At 44.4% G+C, this 21,543-nt stretch carries 14 protein-coding genes and 1 pseudogene; 6 read left to right on the plus strand and 9 right to left on the minus strand.

Annotation, left to right across the window (positions count from 1 at the left end; genetic code table 11):
* Nucleotides 1–136 precede the first annotated feature (136 nt).
* The gene (locus QUA88_RS14060) at nucleotides 137–1,045 is read right to left on the minus strand and encodes a tetratricopeptide repeat protein (protein ID WP_333261611.1); all 909 of its coding nucleotides are present in this window, start codon (nucleotides 1,043–1,045) and stop codon (nucleotides 137–139) included.
* A 582-nt stretch (nucleotides 1,046–1,627) separates the two neighbouring features.
* On the opposite strand from QUA88_RS14060, the gene QUA88_RS14065 reads away from it, so the two are divergent.
* A complete protein-coding gene (locus QUA88_RS14065) occupies nucleotides 1,628–2,875 on the plus strand; it encodes a hypothetical protein (protein ID WP_333272229.1) in 1,248 nt (415 codons plus the stop codon).
* 85 nt (nucleotides 2,876–2,960) lie between these two features.
* Here the strand turns inward: QUA88_RS14065 and QUA88_RS14070 are convergent, their stop codons facing one another.
* The gene (locus tag QUA88_RS14070; RefSeq protein ID WP_333210414.1) at nucleotides 2,961–4,136 is read right to left on the minus strand and encodes a homocysteine biosynthesis protein; all 1,176 of its coding nucleotides are present in this window, start codon (nucleotides 4,134–4,136) and stop codon (nucleotides 2,961–2,963) included.
* A gap of 297 nt (nucleotides 4,137–4,433) precedes the next feature.
* On the opposite strand from QUA88_RS14070, the gene QUA88_RS14075 reads away from it, so the two are divergent.
* On the plus strand, nucleotides 4,434–4,688 hold the full coding sequence (locus tag QUA88_RS14075; RefSeq protein ID WP_445243069.1) for a Uma2 family endonuclease: 255 nt from the start codon (nucleotides 4,434–4,436) through the stop codon (nucleotides 4,686–4,688).
* An 88-nt stretch (nucleotides 4,689–4,776) separates the two neighbouring features.
* Nucleotides 4,777–5,040 (plus strand): annotated as a pseudogene (locus QUA88_RS14080) (Uma2 family endonuclease); the annotation flags it as partial.
* A gap of 82 nt (nucleotides 5,041–5,122) precedes the next feature.
* Here the strand turns inward: QUA88_RS14080 and QUA88_RS14085 are convergent.
* From QUA88_RS14085 to QUA88_RS14100, 4 genes are all read right to left on the minus strand, one after another.
* Entirely contained in the window at nucleotides 5,123–5,320 is a 198-nt protein-coding gene (locus QUA88_RS14085; protein WP_333272232.1) for a hypothetical protein, read from the minus strand.
* A gap of 157 nt (nucleotides 5,321–5,477) precedes the next feature.
* On the minus strand, nucleotides 5,478–6,653 hold the full coding sequence (locus QUA88_RS14090; protein WP_333056248.1) for an AI-2E family transporter: 1,176 nt from the start codon (nucleotides 6,651–6,653) through the stop codon (nucleotides 5,478–5,480).
* 179 nt (nucleotides 6,654–6,832) lie between these two features.
* Nucleotides 6,833–7,450, minus strand: coding sequence for a Uma2 family endonuclease (locus QUA88_RS14095; RefSeq protein WP_333233140.1), 618 nt, complete (start codon nucleotides 7,448–7,450; stop codon nucleotides 6,833–6,835).
* A 109-nt stretch (nucleotides 7,451–7,559) separates the two neighbouring features.
* Nucleotides 7,560–7,748 carry a hypothetical protein gene (locus QUA88_RS14100; RefSeq protein ID WP_332984302.1) on the minus strand — a complete coding sequence of 63 codons (189 nt, stop codon included), beginning with the start codon at nucleotides 7,746–7,748 and terminating at the stop codon, nucleotides 7,560–7,562.
* Between the two features lie 188 nt (nucleotides 7,749–7,936).
* Between QUA88_RS14100 and QUA88_RS14105 the strand changes: the two genes are divergently transcribed.
* The 3 genes from QUA88_RS14105 to QUA88_RS14115 all read left to right on the plus strand — a co-directional run bounded on the left by QUA88_RS14105 (nucleotide 7,937) and on the right by QUA88_RS14115 (nucleotide 12,310).
* Nucleotides 7,937–9,256, plus strand: a complete 1,320-nt coding sequence (locus tag QUA88_RS14105) for a class I SAM-dependent methyltransferase (protein WP_333056245.1) — start codon at nucleotides 7,937–7,939, stop codon at nucleotides 9,254–9,256.
* Between the two features lie 114 nt (nucleotides 9,257–9,370).
* The gene (locus tag QUA88_RS14110) at nucleotides 9,371–9,940 is read left to right on the plus strand and encodes a type IV pilin-like G/H family protein (RefSeq protein ID WP_333056244.1); all 570 of its coding nucleotides are present in this window, start codon (nucleotides 9,371–9,373) and stop codon (nucleotides 9,938–9,940) included.
* A 132-nt stretch (nucleotides 9,941–10,072) separates the two neighbouring features.
* Nucleotides 10,073–12,310: an O-linked N-acetylglucosamine transferase, SPINDLY family protein gene (locus QUA88_RS14115; RefSeq protein ID WP_333233137.1), complete on the plus strand. Its 2,238-nt coding sequence runs from the start codon at nucleotides 10,073–10,075 to the stop codon at nucleotides 12,308–12,310.
* A 5-nt stretch (nucleotides 12,311–12,315) separates the two neighbouring features.
* Here QUA88_RS14115 and QUA88_RS14120 read toward each other — a convergent pair whose 3' ends face one another.
* The 3 genes from QUA88_RS14120 to QUA88_RS14130 are packed head-to-tail and all read right to left on the minus strand — an operon-like array spanning nucleotide 12,316 to nucleotide 21,478.
* Nucleotides 12,316–13,317, minus strand: coding sequence for an FkbM family methyltransferase (locus tag QUA88_RS14120; RefSeq protein WP_333272237.1), 1,002 nt, complete (start codon nucleotides 13,315–13,317; stop codon nucleotides 12,316–12,318).
* A 33-nt stretch (nucleotides 13,318–13,350) separates the two neighbouring features.
* On the minus strand, nucleotides 13,351–18,177 hold the full coding sequence (locus tag QUA88_RS14125; protein ID WP_333272239.1) for an FkbM family methyltransferase: 4,827 nt from the start codon (nucleotides 18,175–18,177) through the stop codon (nucleotides 13,351–13,353).
* A gap of 25 nt (nucleotides 18,178–18,202) precedes the next feature.
* Entirely contained in the window at nucleotides 18,203–21,478 is a 3,276-nt protein-coding gene (locus QUA88_RS14130) for an FkbM family methyltransferase (RefSeq protein WP_333272242.1), read from the minus strand.
* Nucleotides 21,479–21,543: the final 65 nt, after the last annotated feature.

A 21,543-nucleotide genomic window follows, 5' to 3' on the forward strand; every position in this document is an offset into this window, starting at 1 on the left:
ATCGTAGAAACCGGGTTCCTTTTCCTAAGTTCTGCGTAATGAAGAAGAAAGCGAATAGTTTTGATTTTAAACGATTAAGTTTTTAACTTCAAACTCTTTCACTGACAACTCAAAACTTTTTTACTTAAAACTTTCCTTAAGGTTTCGGTAGCGCACCTTCAGGACTAGGAGAAGCAGCCGGTTCCGGAGTCGTCGTAGCCGCAGGAGATGGCGAAGGAGTGCCACTAGCTAACTGATTAATTTGGTCTTTATAGTTAGGAGGAGCTAACTCAGTAGCTCGATCGAACAGCGTTTTTGCCTCATCTGTTTTGCCCTGTTCCTTCAGCACGATCGCCTTTCCTAAAGTCGGGCGAAAATCTTTGGGATTAGCCTTAGCAGATTCGTCATAAATTGCGATCGCCTCCTCGTAGCGCTTCTGCACAGCATAAACCTGTCCCAAAATCAACTGCACTGAAGTTACATCCACACTTTCCGGTTTCGCCAGATTTGCAGCCGGAGCAGCTTTCAACGTATCTTGCAGCAGTCCGATCGCAGCTTCCGGCCGCTGCTGCACCAGCAGCAAATTCACCAACCCCTGCAAAGCCTTAATTTCCCCAGGCCTAGACGCTAAAATTGACCTGTAAGCCTGAGCAGCCCCTTCGCGATCGCCCGTGCGTTCCTTAGCCTGAGCCAGCAAAATCCCGTATTCAGTAGTCTCTGGATTCAGCGAAGCCAACTTTTCCAAAGGAGCGATCGCATCCTTAATGTCGCCGACTCCTTGCCCGATCAACTCCAGTCGCACCTGCAACAATCCCCGCAAAGCCGTTACGTTGTCAGGTTCCCGCTGCAAAACCAATTCGTATCCCCTAGCCTGAGCTTGCAGCAACTCTGATTGCTTCTCCCCAGACTGCGCCGTTTGAGTAGGTGTTGGAGTTGACGTACTTTGGGCTTGGCTGGCCTTGAGAATACTGTCCAAAATGGGAACGAGAGAAAATCCCAAAAAAGCGATGAGCGACAGCACCACCACCACAGTAATCAACCCACGACGCTTATTTGCTTTTTCCATAATTCAACTATCCCAGCTTAAAATCTACTATTTTCTAAGAATTAACGCATCGCCCAGGGGCATCTGCCATTTAACTAGATCCATGCAACCATAAAAGTTCTTAACTTCAAAGTCCGAACGGACAAAGCAGCCTTTTACTTGCAGCTAATATGGTAACAGACCCACAACTCCATGCTAGCTAAACAATTTTGGACACTGGGACCTGCAGCCCCAAGGACTGCGGTGTCTGTCCAATTTAGTCTGGTCAAGCTAAAAATTACCGAAAATATGGCGGATCAGGCCGTTAGGTAATTGGATTAAGTAAAATAGGCAAGCTGAATATCCTAAATGCTATTAGCCAGCAACTCCAGCTCAGCGCGATCGGCGATCGATCGGTCAGCAACTGCCAAAGTCCTTGCTCGCAAGGATTGTAGCAGCCAGCGAACCGATCGGCACACGTAGCGTTGAAAGTTGGCGTTGACGGGTCACAACCAGACCTCCGGGCGCAAGCCCGCCTGTCAGGTGCTAGTAGTTTTTAAAGCAGTTTCTTCAGTTTATTCCTAATTTCCCTTAAGGGATGTGTCTCCGCTGCAAGGAGTTTTTATGAACCCCTCTCCCAACCGGTCTTCCAAATCGTCCAAATCTACTTCAAATCGCAAGGCTCAGCCCAGCGAACTGGCCGTCAATCCGCCTAATGATACAGATTCCATTCCTGAGACACCAGACGAAAGTTCGGTGCCTTCGGCGTTGGCTGCACCTGTTGACCAAAATCAACCGGCAACACCAACAGACGCCCCAGCGTCCAAGGATAGGCTGCAACGACCACGCTACAGTTCTGCCCCCGACAAGGACAAAACAAAGCCACAAGACCAGCCCAGCAATGCTCCTGCACCCCCCGCGCCTGCAGCGTCTTCGACACCTGTCAGCGATACTCCAGCCCTAGCAGTCGTACCGCCCGCAAACGCCGAGCCGGCCGCTAACGAAAGTCAGGCCGCTGAGGACATACCCTCCGTCATGCGCCAACATCCCATTCCCCCCCCCAGCGAACCCAGACAGTACCGAGCTGTTGGTTTGGTGCGGGGCCGCTACACGCCATCAGAAGAGCAATTCACCCGGGGTATGCTGATAGCTGCCGACGGAACTGCCATCGACGCAGTTTTGCTGGGTAGAGTTATGAGTTTAGTCAAAAATCACCTGGAGCTGGAACAAGAACACCTGTGGGTGGTCTATCCCCGCACCAGGCAAGAAGACGGCAAATTGCACGCCCAGATTATGGGGGTTTGGGAGCCGGAAACGCTCAAGAAATCTCCCGAACCGTCCTCTGATGAGGAAGAAAATCAGGAAGCAGCGGAGATTGAGGCTAGCGGCGAAGCATCGACCGCATCTTTGCCTTCCTCGGAACCTGATGTTGAAGATGGCTATTTTTCGATTAGAGGTGAGGTGATTTATCAATCCCAAGACGAAGAAAAGTATGTCATCGTCAAAATCAAGCAAGCTCCCCGCAAGAATGACGACAAGATGAAGTTTTTTAAGTTGAAACTCAAGGGAGATTTAGCAACAAAAGCGATCGGGTTTTTTTGGGATTTCCACGTCAAATTGAAAGCTGAGAGTCTGATGATTGAGCAGGCTAATAATATTGGTGCCCTGCCGATTAAAAAGCGGAAATTCCCCCCCGGCAGCAAGCCGCCCGGTGGCTTCAAAGGAGGAGGGAAGCGTCCGTTTACTCCTAAGCCGAAGGGTGACGGTGCTCCTGTAGGGCGTCCTACCATCAAGTCCGCAGCAGCACCACCGCCTGTCCCCAAGGAACCTCTTCCTAAGCCGGTTAAGAAGCCTAAGCCGATCGAGGAATGAACCAATTTTAGATTTTAGATTTTAGATTTTAGATTAGTCTGTCCAAGACTAATTTACAACCGCTAAATCGCCAATCTAAAATCCTTTATTCGAGCCGGACTTGTGCACCCCACAAATCTTGCGGGAGAAATACTCTGTCAGTGGGTAGGGGAGCAACTGGGGCCGTGAGGGTAAATTGACCCGCTTCAATTTGCTGCTTCAATTCCAATGCTACTTGCCGGGAGAGAAACATACTCGCAAGGGGGGCGGCCCGCACAGGTTTGCCCTCTATCAGGATGCGGCCAGTCTTTAATTGAGCATAGCTAACTAAACCGAAGGTGGGACGAACGCGCCGGGGGATAGAGAAATCTACCACCGGCGCTACTATTTTTTTGTCTGATACTGCACAGTGGGCGACGACGGTTTCGTTTAAGACGGGAAACGGAATGCCGACTCCCAGCATCAGGGATGGGCCGTAGTTTTTGAAGTAGCAGCCGCGCACCCATTTGGAGTTCATCTGTTTGGCGTCGCCGATGAGTGCGAGGGTGGCAGCGGGGCCGATGGGGGTGCGGTTGGGCTGGCGTTTTTGCAGCGGGAAGTGCTGGGTTCCTTCCCAGGTGATGTAGCCCTGAGCGCCTCCTAGGAAGATGCGGGTGCCGATGCCGATGATTTCGAGGTCGGGGTCGTTGAGCAGGGGAGACATGGCTCCAAGGTTCGAGTAGACGGCGTTGCCGAGGTTTGGTTGCAGGGGGCCGAGGTAGGTGAACAGCGGGCGATCGCCTCCATTGACGCCAACAATAAAGTTTTGATATGCGTTGCGGGGATTGAATAAATAAAACTGGTTGATTGTATCGCGGGTAATCGTGGTTTCAAAGGAGGCGCGGGGGTAGCAGTCTGTTACTTGCCCCAAAGCCCGCAACTGCACGGGTTTGCCGGCTATTAAGTCTTCGATGACGTGTCCGCCTCCCCGTTCGCCGGATTCTTCGCCGTCTTCGGCTACTTGGGTGGCTCCCAGGTAGAGGTCTACTGCGCCGAAGCCGGAGTAGGCTAAAACGCCGTCTAGCCAGCACTGGCGGATTTTTATCGGCGGGTCAGTATGGCCGAGGTTGATGATTGCACCGGAGGATTCCATCGGCTCGAAGGTGCCGGTGGTAATCACATCGACTTCTTTGGCTGCTTGGGTAATGCTGGTTTCTTGAACTCTTGTTTTGAGTTCTTCGATTGTCCAGACTGTGGCTTTGCCCTGGCTGATTTTATCGTTGATTTCGTCGATCGATCTCATATATTTTAGATTTTAGATTTTGGATTTTAGATTTTGAATTGATTGATTTTGGAGTAATTTGGATTTGGGATTGATGGAATGTCGATCGAGCTGGTTGTTTGAGATAAAATCAATATATTATAACTGAGATGTTGCACCATTCTCAACAAGCCTTTTATGAACAGGCTTTTCGGCCTGTTCCACAATAAAATTCACTTTTCGTGGAACAGGCATCTTGCCTGTTCTTGATAATGATGCAAGATGTAAATTATAACGGATACAATAACAATATCATAAATCAAATAAAGGGCGATCGCCATGACTCAAGCGATATTAAAACCAGTCACCTTCGATGAATTTATTGACTGGTATCCTGAAAATTCTGAAAACCGTTACGAACTGCACAATGGAGCTATTGTTGAGATGCCTAAAGCAACCGGAGAACATTCAGAAGTAGCGGGCTTCCTTGTCGCTGAACTCAACTTTGAAATCCGACGACTAGGACTTCCTTACTTCGTTCCCAAAGAATGCGTTGTCGCCACCAATTATGATACAAGTTTCACAAAAAAATAATGTCACTGCAGGCAAGCTCCAAACCCATATCCAGTAACTCATGGCTAATCTAAAATCTAAAATCTAAAATCTAAAATGGTATGAGCTATCTGGTTACGAACCGGATGCGATCGTTTTGGACAGGCAAGGGATGGACAGCGAACCGAGATGGAAAAAGGAATCTATCATTACGATGGGTAGTTCTGTCCGGCTAATTGTCGAAGTTGTCAGTACCAATTGGCGGGATGATTATGGCTACAAATTGGTGGATTACGAAGCTTTGGGCATTTCTGAATACTGGATTGCGGACTATTTGGGACTTGGCGGGCGACGCTATATTGGCAATCCTAAACAACCTACTTTTTCTGTTTAGGAATGAGAATTAAATAACTTCCACAAAATTGTGGGATGGGCGTCCCGCCCGTCCCACAATAACAATTAAAATTGTAAGTTATTTAATTCGCGATCCTTACCAGTTGGTTGACGGTGACTATCAAGTCAATCGATTTGAGATTTGAGATTTGAGATTTGAGATTAAAGAATTGACTTGCGCGAGATAAATGCTCTTTCTTGAGGATTTTCGATTTGAGATGCTTTCGATTGATTCCACGGATAAATGGGGGGGCTTGTACCCTCAATAAATTCTTGGTCAATCGATTTTAGATTTTAGATTTTAGATTTTAGATTAAAGAATTGACTTGCGCGAGATAAATGCGGGGGGCAAGTTTCATCGGATACAGGTTTTTTATTTCTGGACGAATGAACCCGGGGGCTTGTATCCTGGATGCTTTCGGTCATTATGAATTTTAACTATTGATTTTCAGGAGCCTCATTGTCAGAATGATCGGGGATGTTGGGTTTCTGTTCTGGTAAATATTTTTCTGGCAGGGTTTCGCTGACTCCTATAGATTCATGTTTTTCATTGATAGCAGAATCGATTGCTGCTAAGGTTTTAGGACTGGCACTCCATTGGTTGAGAATATCTTTAATTAGGGCTTCCCTAATCCAAACTTGAGCTACAACGGTGAGGGGGAGGGCTAGTAATAAGCCTAAAAATCCAAAGAAGGTGGCGAAGAATACTTGAGCTATTAATGTTACTGCTGGCAGCAGTGATACTTGCTGTGCCATGACGTAGGGGGTGAGGACGTTACTTTCAAACTGTTGAATTAGAAAGTAAAGGATGAAGACAAAACCGGATTGCAAGGGAGAATCTAAAAGTGCGATCGTCATTGGGGGGATGACGCTCAGAGTGGGGCCTATATTGGGAATTAGGTTAAGAAATCCTGCTACTACAGCGTGAGCTAGCGGTAGGGGAACTTGCAAGACTGACAGACCAATTAAGCTCAAAAAAGCAATCACACTCATGCTAATGAGAGCGCCGATGACCCATCGACCGAGAGCTATTTCGCATTCATCTAAGATGCCATCGACTCGTCGCCGATAAAAAGAGGGAAATAGTTGGATGAATGCTTTGCGGTAAGATAGAGGTTCTGCTAATGTCATCAATGTCAAAACTATGACGAGCAAAAAGCTGAGGATAACGCCTAATGTGTTGCCTACAAAGGCTCCTGCACCGCCGACGAGTTGGTTGAATAAAGGTTGCAGTTGTTGCATGATGTCGTTAACATCAAGATTTGGCAGTCGCTGACCAAATTGCCCTGAAAAGCGACCCTCAAGTTGATCTATCCACTGATTTAATCTTTCTATTCCTTGAGGGGCTCTTTGGGTAAGTTGTTGAAACTGTTGGGTAAAGGGCGGTACAATTATCAGGAATAAGCCTACGAATACGAGGATTAGGAAGCTAACTGATAAGAGTACGGCGATCGATCTTTTGAGTCCGAATTTTTGTAAGTAGCGTGCTAGTCTGTTTAAGGCTGTGGCTAAGACTACGGCGGCAAACAGCAGCAGTAGGGCCTGCCTGATTTGCCACAGGATGTAACAAGATGCGATGAGGGCTAATAAGCCCATCCACTGTCCTAGCTTCATTAGATTTTAGATGTTAGATGTTAGATTTTAGATTGAGGAATAGGGTATGGGGAATTACTGCTTGCTAATTGCTCTGCAGCCCTGAAGCGATAAATCGCATCTCTATAAGATACCTTAGATGCGGGCGATCGCATCTTTAATCGGATACCCCTACTCGGACATCAGTATAAGCAGCCTCCTCAATTCCCTTTGGCGAACACCTGCTGCGCTGTCAGCTTCAATTCTGGGAAAGTTGGGGACTCAATACCCTCGCCGCCTCTGAACAGTTTGACTTGGTATTCGCCGTCAATTAGTTGGTAAACCGAAAAAGTGGGTTGTTTGGGGTTGCCAATAAACCGTCTGCCGCCCAATCCTAGATAGTCTATAATCCAATATTCTTGAATACCCATTGACTCATATGCCTCAAGCTTTAGGGCATAATCATCACCCCAATTAGTGCTAGTTACCTCGACGATTAGGGGGACTGATGAACCCATTGTAATAATTGATGATTTCTCCCATCGCGGCTCGTTTCCAATGGTTTGTTCGTTAATTACAATAATATCTGGTTCATATCCCGATTCCTCGCGCATGGGTTTGATGACACATTCTTTGGGGATGAAGTAGGGTAGGTTTAAGCGTTCTATTTCGAGAAATAACCAGCCGCTGGTAAAACCGGCCACTTTAGAATGTTTGCCTGTTGCTTTTGGCATTTCAACAATTTCTCCATTGTGTAGTTCGTAGCGGTGTTCGGAATTCTCAGGATACCAGTCAATGAATTCATCGAATGTTACTAATTCAGGTATAATTTGAATCATGGTGAGTGCCTCAACTTTGGTTTTGATAAGCTGTACGGGGAATTAAGATTTTGGCTAAAACATAGTCTTTAGACCTAGTGTAGATCGATCGCACTTTTTGATTCCGTCTCTACTGCTGCTGTTGGCGCGATCGCCAGCCGAGGATAGCAGCTAAGATGATACTGGGAGTAAAGACAGCGATTAGGGCGTTGAGGTCGGTAGAGGGTATGGATAAGCTAGGCCCTGCGTACTTGATGGCCAGGGAAAGGGCGGCGGAAAGGGTGAAGACTTTGAGGATGGGGCTGATGTTGGTGTTCATGGAGGTGGTCGTTGGTTGCGCGATCGGTTTTGAGAGTATTATGGCAAATATGTGTTGCGGGTGGGCTTGCAGTTGGGACGTGAGGTGGGGGCGATCGCTTTTCGCAGGCGATGCGCGGGTGAGATACCTTTACATCTTAGAATAGGGAGTACCACAGCACAATTTAGCAACATCAGGAGCGATTAAGAATGGATACCCAAGAATCAGAGTTAATAGAGAAAATTCGTCAACAATTTGACAATGCCCCTTATCCTAGAATTCCCCTAGAGACATCTCCTAAGAATAACTATCAGATTCTGTATATCCATAATTTGGTAACAGCTTACTATATAAGAAATCAGAAAGTCATAGAAACTGAAGGAAAAGTTATTTTAGATGCCGGCTGCGGCAGCGGGTACAAATCGTTAATTTTGGCAGAGGCGAATCCGGGAGCCAAAATTGTTGGCATCGATTTATCCGAAGAGTCTGTTAAGCTAGCCCGACAGCGCTTGCAATATCACGGCTTTGAGAATATGGAGTTTCATGCTTTGTCAATTGAAGAACTGCCTAGCTTAAACCAGCAGTTTGATTATATCAACTGTGACGAGGTGCTTTATCTCTTGCCAGACGCAGTTGTCGGATTGCAAGCTATGAAAGCAGTTTTGAAACCGGATGGAATTATTCGGACAAACCTCCACAGCTCCCTCCAGCGAAGTTCTTACTTTGCAGTTCAAAAAGTATTCAAAATCATGGGATTGATGGATGATAATCCTAGGGAGATGGAGATAGAGCTAGCCAAAGAAATTATACAAGACCTAAAAGATGACGTGGCAATTAAGGCAAGAACATGGGGTTCTCCAGCCGAAAAAAACGAAGAATGGATGCTGGCTAACTATTTGCTGCTGGGAGATCAAGGCTATACTGTACCTGAAGTGTTTTCAGCATTAAGAGCTGCTGATTTAGAATTTATTAGTATGGTGAGTTGGCGGTTGTGGGACTTGACAGATTTGTTTAAGGAGCCAAATAACATACCTGCGTTTCTGGCAATGAGCCTGCCAGACATTCCTGTGGAACAACGGCTGCACCTGTTTGAACTTTTACATCCAGTTCATCGTTTGATAGACTTTTGGTGCGGTCTTCCCAACCAAGCTCAGTCGTTGGTACCAGTTTCAGAATGGACTGTGGCTGACTGGCAGCAGGCAAAGGTGCATCTGCATCCTCAGCTCAGAACTCCCCAGTTAAAAGAAGAACTGATTAAATCTATCACTAACCAGAGTTCCTTCGAGATTAGCCGTTATGTCACTTCGCCAACCTTAGTGCCGATTTTAATAGAGAGCAGTATGGCAGCTTGCTTGCTGCCTCTGTGGGAGGGCGCGCAGCCTGTGATCTCGTTAGCGGAGCGCTGGCTCAACCTCAGACCCCTAGACCTTGTAACCCTGGAACCTGTGCATCAGGAGAGAGCCTTCAATGAAATCAAGGAACTCTTGATGAGCTTAGAAGTCTTTCTGTATGTGCTTTTGGAGCATTAAAGCCAGGAGTTGAAAAAAAAAATAGTTTGGGGTGATATTAAAGGGCTGGTAACTGGGTAAGTTACATACAAGAGTTAGAAATCAAGCATCCCACCCCTCTAGGAGAAACAACCAATGAAAACTGAATTTAAAGCCAGATTCCTGCAACACCTCAATCAAAAAAGACAAGACAAGGGTTTTACCCTGATTGAACTGCTGGTCGTTATCATCATCATCGGTATTCTATCTGCTATTGCTTTGCCCTCCTTCCTGAACCAAGCTAACAAAGCCAAGCAATCAGAAGCTAAGCAGTACGCTGGTTCAATGAACCGTGCTCAGCAAGCGTCCTTTGCTGAAAACGGTAAATTTGCCGCAAGCGTTGAGGTTCTGGGGCTGGGCATTAGAACTCAGACGGAGAACTATAAATACAGTGTTATAGGAACAGGAGCGACTATTGACTCAAACACTACCCAGGTTGGAAATGTCGCGTTCGGTCTAAGCACAGCGCTCAAATCGTATATAGGAGGAGTAGCTCTGATTACTGCACCAGGCACAGTTGACAAAAGCAGCACGGCAGTATTGTGCGAAAGTAAGGTGGCTGGTGTAGCTGCGGCGCCGGCATTGGCAAATACGCCGGCTACTCCTGCTGGTGCTCCTACTGACTTAACTTGCGACAACACTAACTATACCATAGTGTCGAAGTAGAAAAGCCATCAAAGCAGGGATTGTTCCTGCAAGCCTAACCTGAATCTTTTAAGAAAGTGGGTAGTGTTGTTTACACTACCCATTGCTATTCAGGAGGTTTATAAAAACTGGAAATCTTTAATAACTATTACTATGACAATCTCTTTAGAAAACATTTCATCGACTGTTCTAGCTGATTGGCAGCAACAAGCCCGTCAATATCTAATCCAAGGAGATTGCACTCAGGCTGCAAACCTCTACGAGCAGGCAATGGCAGCGGAGCCGGAAACTAAGTCCCACTACTGGCACTTGGGGTTGATGTTGCTGTTGCAGGGGCAAGAGATGGAAGCCCAAACGACTTGGCTGCTGGGCATGGCCGACGGGGAACCGGAAGAAGTTGAGGAATGGACAGCTCAACTGTTAGATGTGCTGCAAATGGAAGCAGAGCGCCGGGAGGTTTTGTCAGACTACTCTGTTGCTTGGGCAATTCGGCAGCATATCAGGGAAATTAATCCGGCGGATGTTAACAACTTGTTGCGTTTGATTGAACTTTTCATCCGGCTGGAGACTTTTACAGGAGACGAACTGACTTCTGTTGGCTTGATCGAGTTGCTACAGGTAGAGCCTGTAATTGAGGTTGAGGCAGCTCTGTTGATGCAAGTATTGCAAAGTGTTTTGGCTTGCGAACCCTCGCATCCGTTAACGCTGGAGTTTGCAGAAGCTTGTCTCGCTCATGTCCGCGAACCTCAAGTTTATATCAGAATTTTATTAGAAACTGCTTGCGAGCTAGGCTATATATTAAAAATAACTAGAGTAGCAATACGCTTGGCTGAACTGGTTTTGCGTTTAGATTCAGAGAATCCAGAGATGGTTCGCCACTTGGCTTGTTTTTATCAGAATGCCGGTGAATACGATCAGGGGATAAAGACAGCTAAGCTTTTCTATTCATTAATACAAGAGTTACCCGCTAAAGTTTATGCGAATCACCTGATTTTGCGGGGGTTGATGAGTGCAGGCGGATACTGGGAAGAAGCTTGTGCGATACTCAAGCGGCTCAAGTCTGATCAGGAGTTGCTGATAGCAGAGCAGCCGACATCGCTTAACTTATCGACTGTTGACGACTTATTTGTTACTAGCTTTTTTTACCCATACTTTCAGGACGAGCCAAGAAATGCTAGAAACATTAGCAACCAATTGGCTCAACTATGCCAAGTCAACGTTCAAAACAACAACCAGGAGCTGATAGAGGGGTACCGACAGCGACAGTTAGCTCGAAAAAGCCGGGGCATTTCTGCTAAGCCCCTGAAGATTGGCTATTTGTCCCACTGCCTGAGAAGGCATTCTGTGGGCTGGCTAGCACGATGGCTGTTTGAGCACCACGATCGCGATCGCTTTCAAATTCATGCCTATTTTCTCAATTATGTTAATACCGATCACTTTTTACAAGAATGGTATGTCAATCACGTTGATAAAGCCTATCGGTGCGGGATTGTCAGTACCAACGTTGCCGAGCAAATCGATAAAGATGAGATTGATATTCTGATCGATCTAGACAGCATTACTCTAGATATTAACTGTGAAGTGATGGCGATGAAACCCGCGCCCGTTCAAGCCACTTGGTTGGGTTGGGATGCGTCAGGAGTGCCTGCAATTGACTATTTTATTGCCGATCCATACGTGCTGCCGGAGTCGGCCCAGAATTATTACAGTGAAAAAATCTGGCGCTTGCCCCAGACTTACATAGCTGTGGATGGTTTTGAAGTGGGAGTGCCAACATTACGTCGCGATCAGTTGAAGATTCCTAACGATGCTATTGTGTATCTCAGTAGTCAGAGCGGTTACAAGCGCCATCAAGAAACAGCGCGACTACAGATGAAAATTTTGAAGGAAGTGCCTAATAGTTATTTTTTAATTAAAGGGGGGGCTGACGAAAAATCCATTAAACAGTTTTTTAACCAGCTCGCCGAAGAAGAGGGTTTGGAGGGCGATCGCTTGCGATTTTTGCCAACAGTTACTTCGGAGGAAGTTCACCGAGCTAACTTAGGTATTGCGGATGTAGTTCTGGATACTTATCCTTACAATGGAGCCACAACCACTCTAGAAACTCTTTGGATGTGCATTCCCCTGGTGACACGAGTCGGGCAGCAATTTGCGGCACGCAACAGCTATACTATGATGATGAATGCAGGGGTAACAGAGGGAATTGCTTGGACTGATGAAGAATATGTGGAATGGGGAATTCGCTTAGGGAAAGATGCTGCTTTGCGGCAACAAATTTCGTGGAAACTGCTGCAGTCTAGGCAAACTTCTCCGCTTTGGAATGCTCAGCAGTTTACGCGAGAGATGGAAAAAGCATACGAGCAGATGTGGCAAATTTATCTCCAAAGTTAGCCTTATTAAGCTATAATCTCAAACGAGTCAATATCACAATCACTAATATAATCCCGAATTCTGGCAACGATAGGCAGGGAACCTAGTCCCTGCTTAACTAGCTCGGGAAATTGAGCTAGGCCCTCAATGATATTGTTGGCAAAGTTATATTGGGGGTTATTGCCATGTTGCAAAGTCAGATATTCCAATAATTCTAAAGCGTAGTCCGGGAAATTCATAATATCGGCAATGCAAGCCAATTTAAGAATATTGTCAGGTGTTGTCATATTTGGATCAATGTCTTCTCCAATTAAATCGCGGAAGTAAAACGCATCTCCCCACAGTAATTGTCCGCCGCGGAGTGTTGAACCAATAGGGGAATGGCTGCGGAAACGGCGAGCCCCGGTTAAATCAAATAGTGTAAAACCTTGGTTCCTGAGAGAGATATCTACATCGGCAAACAAAGGTTGATTTAAGTATAAATTTGAAAACGAGACTTCAACTTGAACAGCTAGAATACTTCGTTTTAAAATTTCTACGGCACCTTCTAATACCAAAACTTCTGCCCCTTGAACATCAATTTGTAGGAAATCTATTTCATCAATTCCTTCCTGCTGGCAGAACTCATCTAAAGTGGTGGTTTCAAGTTCTATACAAAAATCTAAGTTCACAAGTTCGGGTAGTCCTGAAAAACGCTCCAAGTAAGGTTCATTCGGTGGATAAAGCGAACTGCACATGGGATGTTGTGTGACATAAAGTGTAGATTCACCTACAGACTTTGCTAAGGCTAGAGGAATATGTTTTTCAGTCCAATTGACTTGTCGTGCTTCAAGGTCAGCATTGGCGGCTTCGCAAGCATCTGCATCTGCATCAAAACCGTAGATAGTCAGCCGAGGTGCAAAAATATTCCATCCCTGGCTGCCATAGTCATCTTGGCTTGTTAATTTACGACAGCCAACATTACAAACTGTCATGTTAATTTGTTCTAAATGACCGCTTTTCTTTAAGCTTTCAATAAAAAATGTCATAATCAAAGTATCCTCTTCTTTTTCTAAAAATGATTATTCTTGAGTTAATAGGTAACTTTGATTTGGGGGTAAAGCGATTATATTCATGTTTCCGTGCAACTCCTCGGCGGAGTTTAGAGGAATTAGGTTGTGCAAGTAAGGTTGATAGCGGAATAATCGATATCCTTTCCCTCTAAGGTAGTCAGCAACAGGTAAATTGCTGTCTTTACTTCCGGCAACAATATTTTCATACATAATGACGGGAGCAAATTCAGATAATATTCTGTCGCTGCCTGTCAATACTGACAGTTCGTGCCCTTCAACATCTATTTTGAGGAAATCTACTCGGCTCAAGTTTTCCTGCTCAATCAAGCTGTCTAGAGTAAAGCAGGTGACTTCTTCAAAACAGTCGGGCTGCATTTCTGCGCCAGCTTCGCCAGTGGCGATTTTGTTTAATTCACTGGCAGGGGAAAGAGATAAGCGAACTGTTCCAGAGCGATCGCTGGCAGCACCGGCACAAACTTTCACCCAGTTTAGATGATTTATTCTACAGGTTTCTTGCAAATAGCTAACGCAGCCAGAAAAAGGCTCTACTGCCAGCACGTGGCCTTGGGAACCGACCCGGAGAGCAGCGCTAAAGGTGTAAACTCCTACATTAGCACCCACATCGATAACAGTCATGCCTGGTGCGATCGCACTGCGCCAAAATTCCATTTCTTTTTCAAACCAGTCTTTTTCGGCAATCAATACGCTGCTGGTTATACAACCGTAAAACCTCGGTTCAACTGCTAATAAAAGTTGAGTTTCAAAAGGCACGTAAGTGAAGGGACTGTTAACTTCTAAGTCAGTCCATCTCCACTCTAGAGAATGGGGATGCTGTTGACCCAATTCTCTAGCAAAATTTAGCCATTGCTGGGCATATTCTATCTGCTCTAAATCTTTACAGGCGATGTATAGAGCTTGCAGCACGGGTGCTGAATCCGAGGAAATTTGTTTGGCACGGTGCAAATACATGACTCCTTCCGATTGATCGTTTAGCAGGCTGTATACTCCTATTTTTAAATTTATGGAACCAGAATCTGGTAAAACTTGAGCCGTTAGGTGCAGTAGCCTCATGCCAAATTCATTGTAAGAAATTATCTGCGATCGACCTAGTGCTTCAATTAACAATAATATCGATTGACTGCGAGCGTCTTCGGCTTGTAAAATTTGAGTTAGCTGTTCTGCTTGGTACGTCTTCAAACTACTACCAGTCTGCGGCAGATAAACAAGAGCTGGAGGAATTTTTTCTAGTGAGCCGCCAGCAGACTGCTGAATACCAAGGGATACCAAAAAATGAAAAGCTTCTTTAATTGCTTCATCGGATTCTCCAGTCAGGGCAAGAACTAGGGCAAAATGAGCTGCACAGAGTGGATGATTGTATAAATCTACTGCACTCTTTAAGGCTTCTAAAGCTGTATTGATATATATTTCTTTGAGGGATGATTCCTGGCACTGCTCTGCTTCTATCAAGGCGACTACAGCAAAATTGTTTAAATCCGTCGCTGATACAGGTTCGTCCCAAGATGTATTTTCCAGACTTGAAGCTACGCGCGACAAGGTATCTAAATCGATAGTCGGACAGTTTCTTTGGAGGTATTCTAAGTAGAAAAGGGCAGGGTTTTTTTCGTTAAAATTATTTGGTCTTTGAGAAATTGTGAGAAATACACTTTCTGGTAAAATGAACTGCCAATCTCCTGTTTCTGATTGGACGGCTCGCTTGCGACTGAAGCTAGAGAGATCGCAGCAGGGAAGGTTTTCTGCTTTTGCTGCTGCGATCGTCTGTTTATTTTCGTTCTCTAAGACAAGTCTACCCTGGATGCGACTCAACAGCGCTTCCCGCTGTTTTTCCTCCAGTTGTCCTACCAAGGAAATTTCGGCACACTCAGTAACGTCCAAATCTTCTTCTATCAGCAGATTCATAGCGACACTGGATAAAATCAGATTTGCATCCTCGTCAGAAATGTTGCCAGTATCTACAAGTAATGTGATCTTCATTCGATCGGGGTGAAAGGCGATCGCCCTAATAACTTGCGTAAGTTCTTCGCAAATCGTCTCTTCTGATGCTAGCCAATTTGGAAAAACGATTAAATTGATTGACCGCAGCTTTAAAGGCAAGAATGCTGCATCTATCAAAGCCAAACTCACCGTTTTCGCCATTTTCGACCACGAGAAATTTTGCGATTGTTTGAGACCTGCAGCAATTAAGGCCTTGCGAACATCCGGCTTTTGCACTTCGCAAAGCGCATTCACCAGTCCGCTAACATCAGTATCGTTCACATATAATGCAGCTTTTCCTGCGACTTCAGGTATAGACGCATTTGCACAAGTAATGACTGGACATCCACAAGCGATCGCCTCCAGCACAGGCAAGCCAAAACCTTCATACTTCGACGGATAAACCAGTGCAATAGCACCGGAATAAGCAGCTATCAACTCTTCATCACTCAGTTGCAGTACGATATGCACCGCACAACCTGATGTATAGTCTCTAAACTTTGTATCTAATAACAAATCGCTACCTGTACAGACAATTTCAAACCCTTGTCTGCTTTCAAGTTGAGCAAAAGCCTGGAAAAACAAAGTTCCATTCTTATAGCCGATTCCAGGCCCGATCAAAAGAAAGTATGGCTTTGATATACCGTACTTGTTTTTAAAATGATTAACTGCCTCTGGACTTGCTGGTGAAAATTTACTGTTAACTCCGCAATGAGCTACAGTTACTGAATCTGAGGCAATATCTGGAAAAAACTTTACTAAGTCACGGGCTGTATTTTCGGAAATTGCGATGTATGCAGATGCGTGGCGAATCCCGAAATGCTTTTCACGCCACATCGGTGTATTTAAATTTACTCCTTCAACTTCTGGAATCATGTCATACGCTATGAATGCAGAGGGAGTTGATAGGGGAGTTGTGTAGTAAGTCGAGATAAATAAGTCAGCGCTCTGTTCCTCACAGACTTGCTGTAGCATTGCGCGATCGGCATCCGCTGTGTCATAGTTGTAAGCAGGCAAAGGACGGTACTGGATGCCGGGAATTTCCGGCACTGTTCCCGTTCTGTCAATAACAACTACGTGTTCGGAAAAACCGTTTTCTACCCATTCTTCTAAGAGAGATTTCCATACCCGAGCAATTCCAGTTTTATAGCGCTGAAAAAATACGCCGTCTACAATTATTTGGGGAAATGGCTTTTGAGGTTTGGCAGACTTTTGTTGCTGAGGTATTTGTACAAACTTCCAGGTATTGCTATCTTTTTCTTTCTGCGCGATCGGCTGAATGTCACAAGCCTTTGCAGTATCGACCGCCGTTAAATCTTTAACCCAGGGAAAATACTGACTCAAGCAAACCGGGAATCTAGTTTGCCGCTGCAACTGGGTCCATTTAGCAACAGCATTAGCATAACCGTAGTATTCCTCTTTAAAGCGCAACTGTTCTATTGTGGCGTAAGCGAAATGTTGAAAATTTAGCCCGGCTTCTTCAGTTTCTTCGTGTAAAAAAGGATTGACCTTAGCCACATCGCGCCAACCGTCAGGATTAGGTTCCGCTAATCTTGGAGGTTCGTGAGAGGCCCAAAATGCTCCCGGCCTAAATCTCCAAGTACGCAACCATTCTTGTGCTGGATTCTGAGCATAACAATTGCGAGTGCTAATAACCAGATTTTCTCCAACAAAATACCAGCACCAGTAGAAAGCTGCTGTTTTTTCAGGATGAGTGATAAACATCTGCCGCGCAGTACAAATTTGCTCGGCTGTCCACAGTTCATCTACATCCAATTGCCACAGCAAACCTTCCTCTCTAATGTTTGTCAATGGCGCATTCGTCATTTCGCGTTTTCCCTCCCAAAAAACACCTTCGGGTTTGCGATATACTGTAATGTTTTCAGGGTATTGTCTTGCCAGTTCGTCAATGTACTCAGCAGTTCCGTCATTACTGCGTCCGTTGTTGTGAATTTCGTCCGCAATTTTTCCCCCTGAGCTTAAAGACCAAGCTGTATCGTGCTTCAAGTCTGCTACACCCTCAACAATATGCCAGTGCCACTGAAAAGGTAACTCTTTTAAAACTTGGATATGGTAACGAATAAACGGTTGTCCATTGAGAACGATTGTGAAAAAATGTAGCGGTATATCGGAAACTTGGGTGTTTTTTTCTCTTGCTTCAGTCTTCTTGAAAACCGAATAACCGTGACGCAAAAATAGATTTTGCTCTACCAGTACATAGTTGCAATCTGAAAGTAATCTGCAATGATTCTGATAGTTCTTAAACGTATCTATGTCGTCAAGCATAATAAACTTGGCTCCATATATTTCGTCGAGTTCAACTCGCCCCGTAAATTCAGAGCCGTCTATTATCACTACATCAAAAATATCGATGTTATTTTCTTGCTTTATTTTTTTGATGCCGTTCGGCTCAACCCCGGATTCTTCAACATATTTTATATTATCTCGCAGCCAATCTCTTACCTGTTCTAGTGGGTAAACTCTTAAACCTGTATTAATGTTGTTGTAGAAGTTGATAACTTCTTCTTCCTCGGGAAATTCTTCTAAAGAAACGGTAGAGACGTTGTAGCACTTGACAAAATCATCATTAGCATATCTCTTTTTTAGTTCAGCAAAGCGAGGTTGTGAAATTTCGATACAGAATAGCGTTGGGTTGTTCGGATTTTGCCGCATCCCTGTCACCAATGCCTCTGTACTTCCTTCTCCCGATGACGAGCCAATTTCTAAGACTGTTTTAATATCTTCGTTCTGAACAATCCTTTGAAGTGCCCGATAAAATTCATCATTTTTAATTTCAGGTGGAATTATCCTGTTGAACGGCGATTGAGAAACGTTATTGTTCATAGTTGCACTCACTTAAACTTACTTTTTATAATTTGATATTTGCGAAGCTTTCTATTTTACACTGTGGCAAGTTACCTGCTCTGTGTGCCATCTGTTTATTTTCTCGATCTAATACAATGCGAGCGCGGAGACGGGGCCAGAGAATTTCCCATTGTATTTCGCTCATCTGTCCGATTAATGTAATTTCCGGCACCTCGCCAACATCTAAATCCTCTTCCAGTAGCAGATTCATGGTAACATTGCACAAAATAAGGTTAGCATCTTCTCGATCGATCTCGCTACTGTCTATCAGTAGAGTGATGCGAGATCGATCGCGATGAGCCAAAACAGCTTTGATGACTCCTGACAACTCGCCAGAGAGAGACTCTTCTGACTGATGCCAATTGGGGAAAATGATTAAATTAACTTCTCTGAGGTTTAAATCGTGGAGCGTTTCTTCAATCAAGTCAAGATTAATTGTTTTCGCAGTTGTTATTAATTCGGGGTTAATTTCGTTAGGAGAGCCGATAACGTTGACATTCCGCAAAATCGGTTCGCTATCCCACGGATCGAAAGGAATGAGTTTTTGGGCAGACAAGTGCGGACGAAAGAAAAATTTGCATTTTTCGTTGAGCATACAAGCTGCAAAGGAAAATGAGCTATTTGAAATGGCTACAATATTGCACTGGCTCAACAAATAAAAATCTGGATAAAATTCTGCTTCCGGTAATTCCCAACTTAAATCTTGGGTCGTGATGGGATTATACTCCTCAAAATCACTTAAAACTTTTTCGGGTTCATCGCTGGCAATAAATAGTATTGGTTCATCCAGAGTTTCCCACAAACCTTTTAGCCATTCTCTGTACCATTCGCTCGGTGCGATGAAGAAATCGCTGTAGCCGTAGTCTCCCCGCCGCAAATGCAAACCGACGATTGTTTTGCCACGCGATCGCAAACAATCCAAGGCATCCTTCATTTTAGTTTCTATTGTCGGCACAGGTTTGAACAGAGACCGAAAATACTCCTTGTGCGCTGCATAATACTTTGTATGGTACTGAAAGTAACCCCAAAAATCCACATCTTTGAAGGTTTCTTTGGCTTTTGGTATGCGAGCTTCTAAAAGGTTATTAGTTTCTTCGCTAACTACAGGTAACTCCTGAGAAATGGGCGAATCATTGCAACCAAAGAGATATTGACCAATCCAAGCTGGCGTCTCTACTTTCAAGTTATGTTCTTTGGCATAGATTTTCAAGAAGGCATACTGAAATATTTGATTGGCAAACCGTCCGTTTCTACCAAGGGTGGACATTGTGACTGCGGGCTTTTTCACATAAAACGCATCGCCCCAAGATGGATGGAACGGTGTTGCAGTTGCAGCGCGATCGAAACCGCACATCTCCAGAAAATCATCGATTTCGTCAATTAAAGCGCAGCTTTCATAGAGTTCTTCATAATTAACTTCCGTGTTTATTGCTTCTATGTATCTGAGAACATTCGTTGCTCCCTGCAAAGCCAATAACTCTGCACCTTGAATGTCAATATTTAAGATATTAAAATCTGCGGGATTAATTTGAAGTTCTTCTAGAAGTGTATCGAGAGTTCTCGACTCCACAACTACACGCTCAACTTCCTTGATTTCTGGATAAAACTTTTGATGATCCTTCAATGGTAAGATAGAACTGCTTTGATCCATAGAAGTTACATACAATGTGCTTGTGCCGTTGATGTTGCTAACTGCACAATTCACCGCTAGCACGTTAGGAAAACCCGCTATATTCGTTTTCAAACGTTCAAACACAGCAGGGTTGGCTTCAACAAACAGTACCCTTTGCACCCCCATTTCTCGGTATCGTGCAATTTCCTTGCCTTCGTGTGCCCCAATGTGAATAATGCCGCGCGGTGCAACAGAATGTTTTCCGCAAAGCTGCTGCAAATCGAGCAGATTTGGTGCTTCACTCAAAATCAAAGCTGTGAACCTCTCGTTCACCGCTAAAAAGTTGCTATACTCGTAATTCTCATATTCTGGTAAAAACTCGGGTAAAGGTTGTAAAGCATGGGGCAGTATTTTAAAGATTGTATAACGAAATTTTTGTAAATGCTCGAAGACTTGTTTGAATGTGATGTTGGCATCAACAAATGTTCCGCCATACTCAAACTGAACATAATCTATTTTGCCTTTTTGCAAGAGGCTAGTTGCTCCGCGAAGAACTTCTAGTTCGCCGCCTTCTGTATCAATTTTTAAGAAATTAATTCGCTTTATGCCCCTTGTTTGGACATAATCATCAAGGGTAGCTGTTAAAATCTGAAATGGCTGAGGCGACTGAATATTGTATTGTTTTTCGATTTCAAATCGGCGGTGAAATGTACTCCATCCAGAAAATTTATCGTAATAATAAAAATCCCTGATTTCCTGTTGGTGTGCTATTGCCAAGTTGTTTAACACAAGTTGACCGCTTTTAATCGGTTCAGCCAGGTTTTGTAGAAGTGTTTGATATATAGGCGGTGCTGGCTCAAACAAATGGATTTGAACGTCGGGGCATATGTTTAATACTTGATTTGTCCAGCTACCTATGTTTGCGCCAATATCGAAAACGACATTACCGGAAGCAATAAAATTTTCTATAATCTTTAATTCATAGTTATTGATAGACTCTATCTGATTGATATTATTAGCAGACACCCCAGTGCTTTGATGATTGTGTTCCTGTTTCCCGCTGCCTGTATTGCCTAGAGTAGTGAGCAAATCTTGGCAATACTGAACAATTAGTTCTTTTGCCAGCGCCGGAACAGCAATAATAACATCATCAATAATTATAATATGCCTGCTGTTATTTCCTGAATTCAACACATTTAATACTGCGTTAATATCCGGCCAGTGTTGAGGTGCATGGGGTGGCGGTGGAGGAGATAAAAACAATCGGGCATCATCAATAAAAATAAAGTGTTCGCAATCGGATCGGTTGATTATTTCGATTTCTGCGAGTAAGGGACACTCATCGATTTCTCCATAGGTTTGCCCTCCGCTCCAATGAGCGTCAAGCCAGAATAAACTTGGACTTTCAAGTTGTGATACTGTATTGTCAAGAAGGTTTCTGGTATCACCGTACAAAAATTCTATGTTTTTGATATGACCGTATTTTTCGGTAACTTTTTGATAAAGGTCTTGAGAATACTCTATTGTAAAAACTTGTTCAAATACTTGGCTTGCCCAGTATGCTGTATGGCCTTGATAAGTTCCGGTTTCAATAAAATTATTAATCCCGTAAGCTGCTTTTAGTTGGGAGATGATTTCTATTGGTGGTCCCATGCGTACTATGCCCATATTCAATCCTTCGTTTTGTGAAACTCAGTCGGGTATTTTAATTAGGAAGCTACATACAATTTAAG

It is taken from the genome of Microcoleus sp. D3_18_C2 (assembly GCF_036702395.1).
Taxonomy (GTDB): domain Bacteria; phylum Cyanobacteriota; class Cyanobacteriia; order Cyanobacteriales; family Microcoleaceae; genus Microcoleus.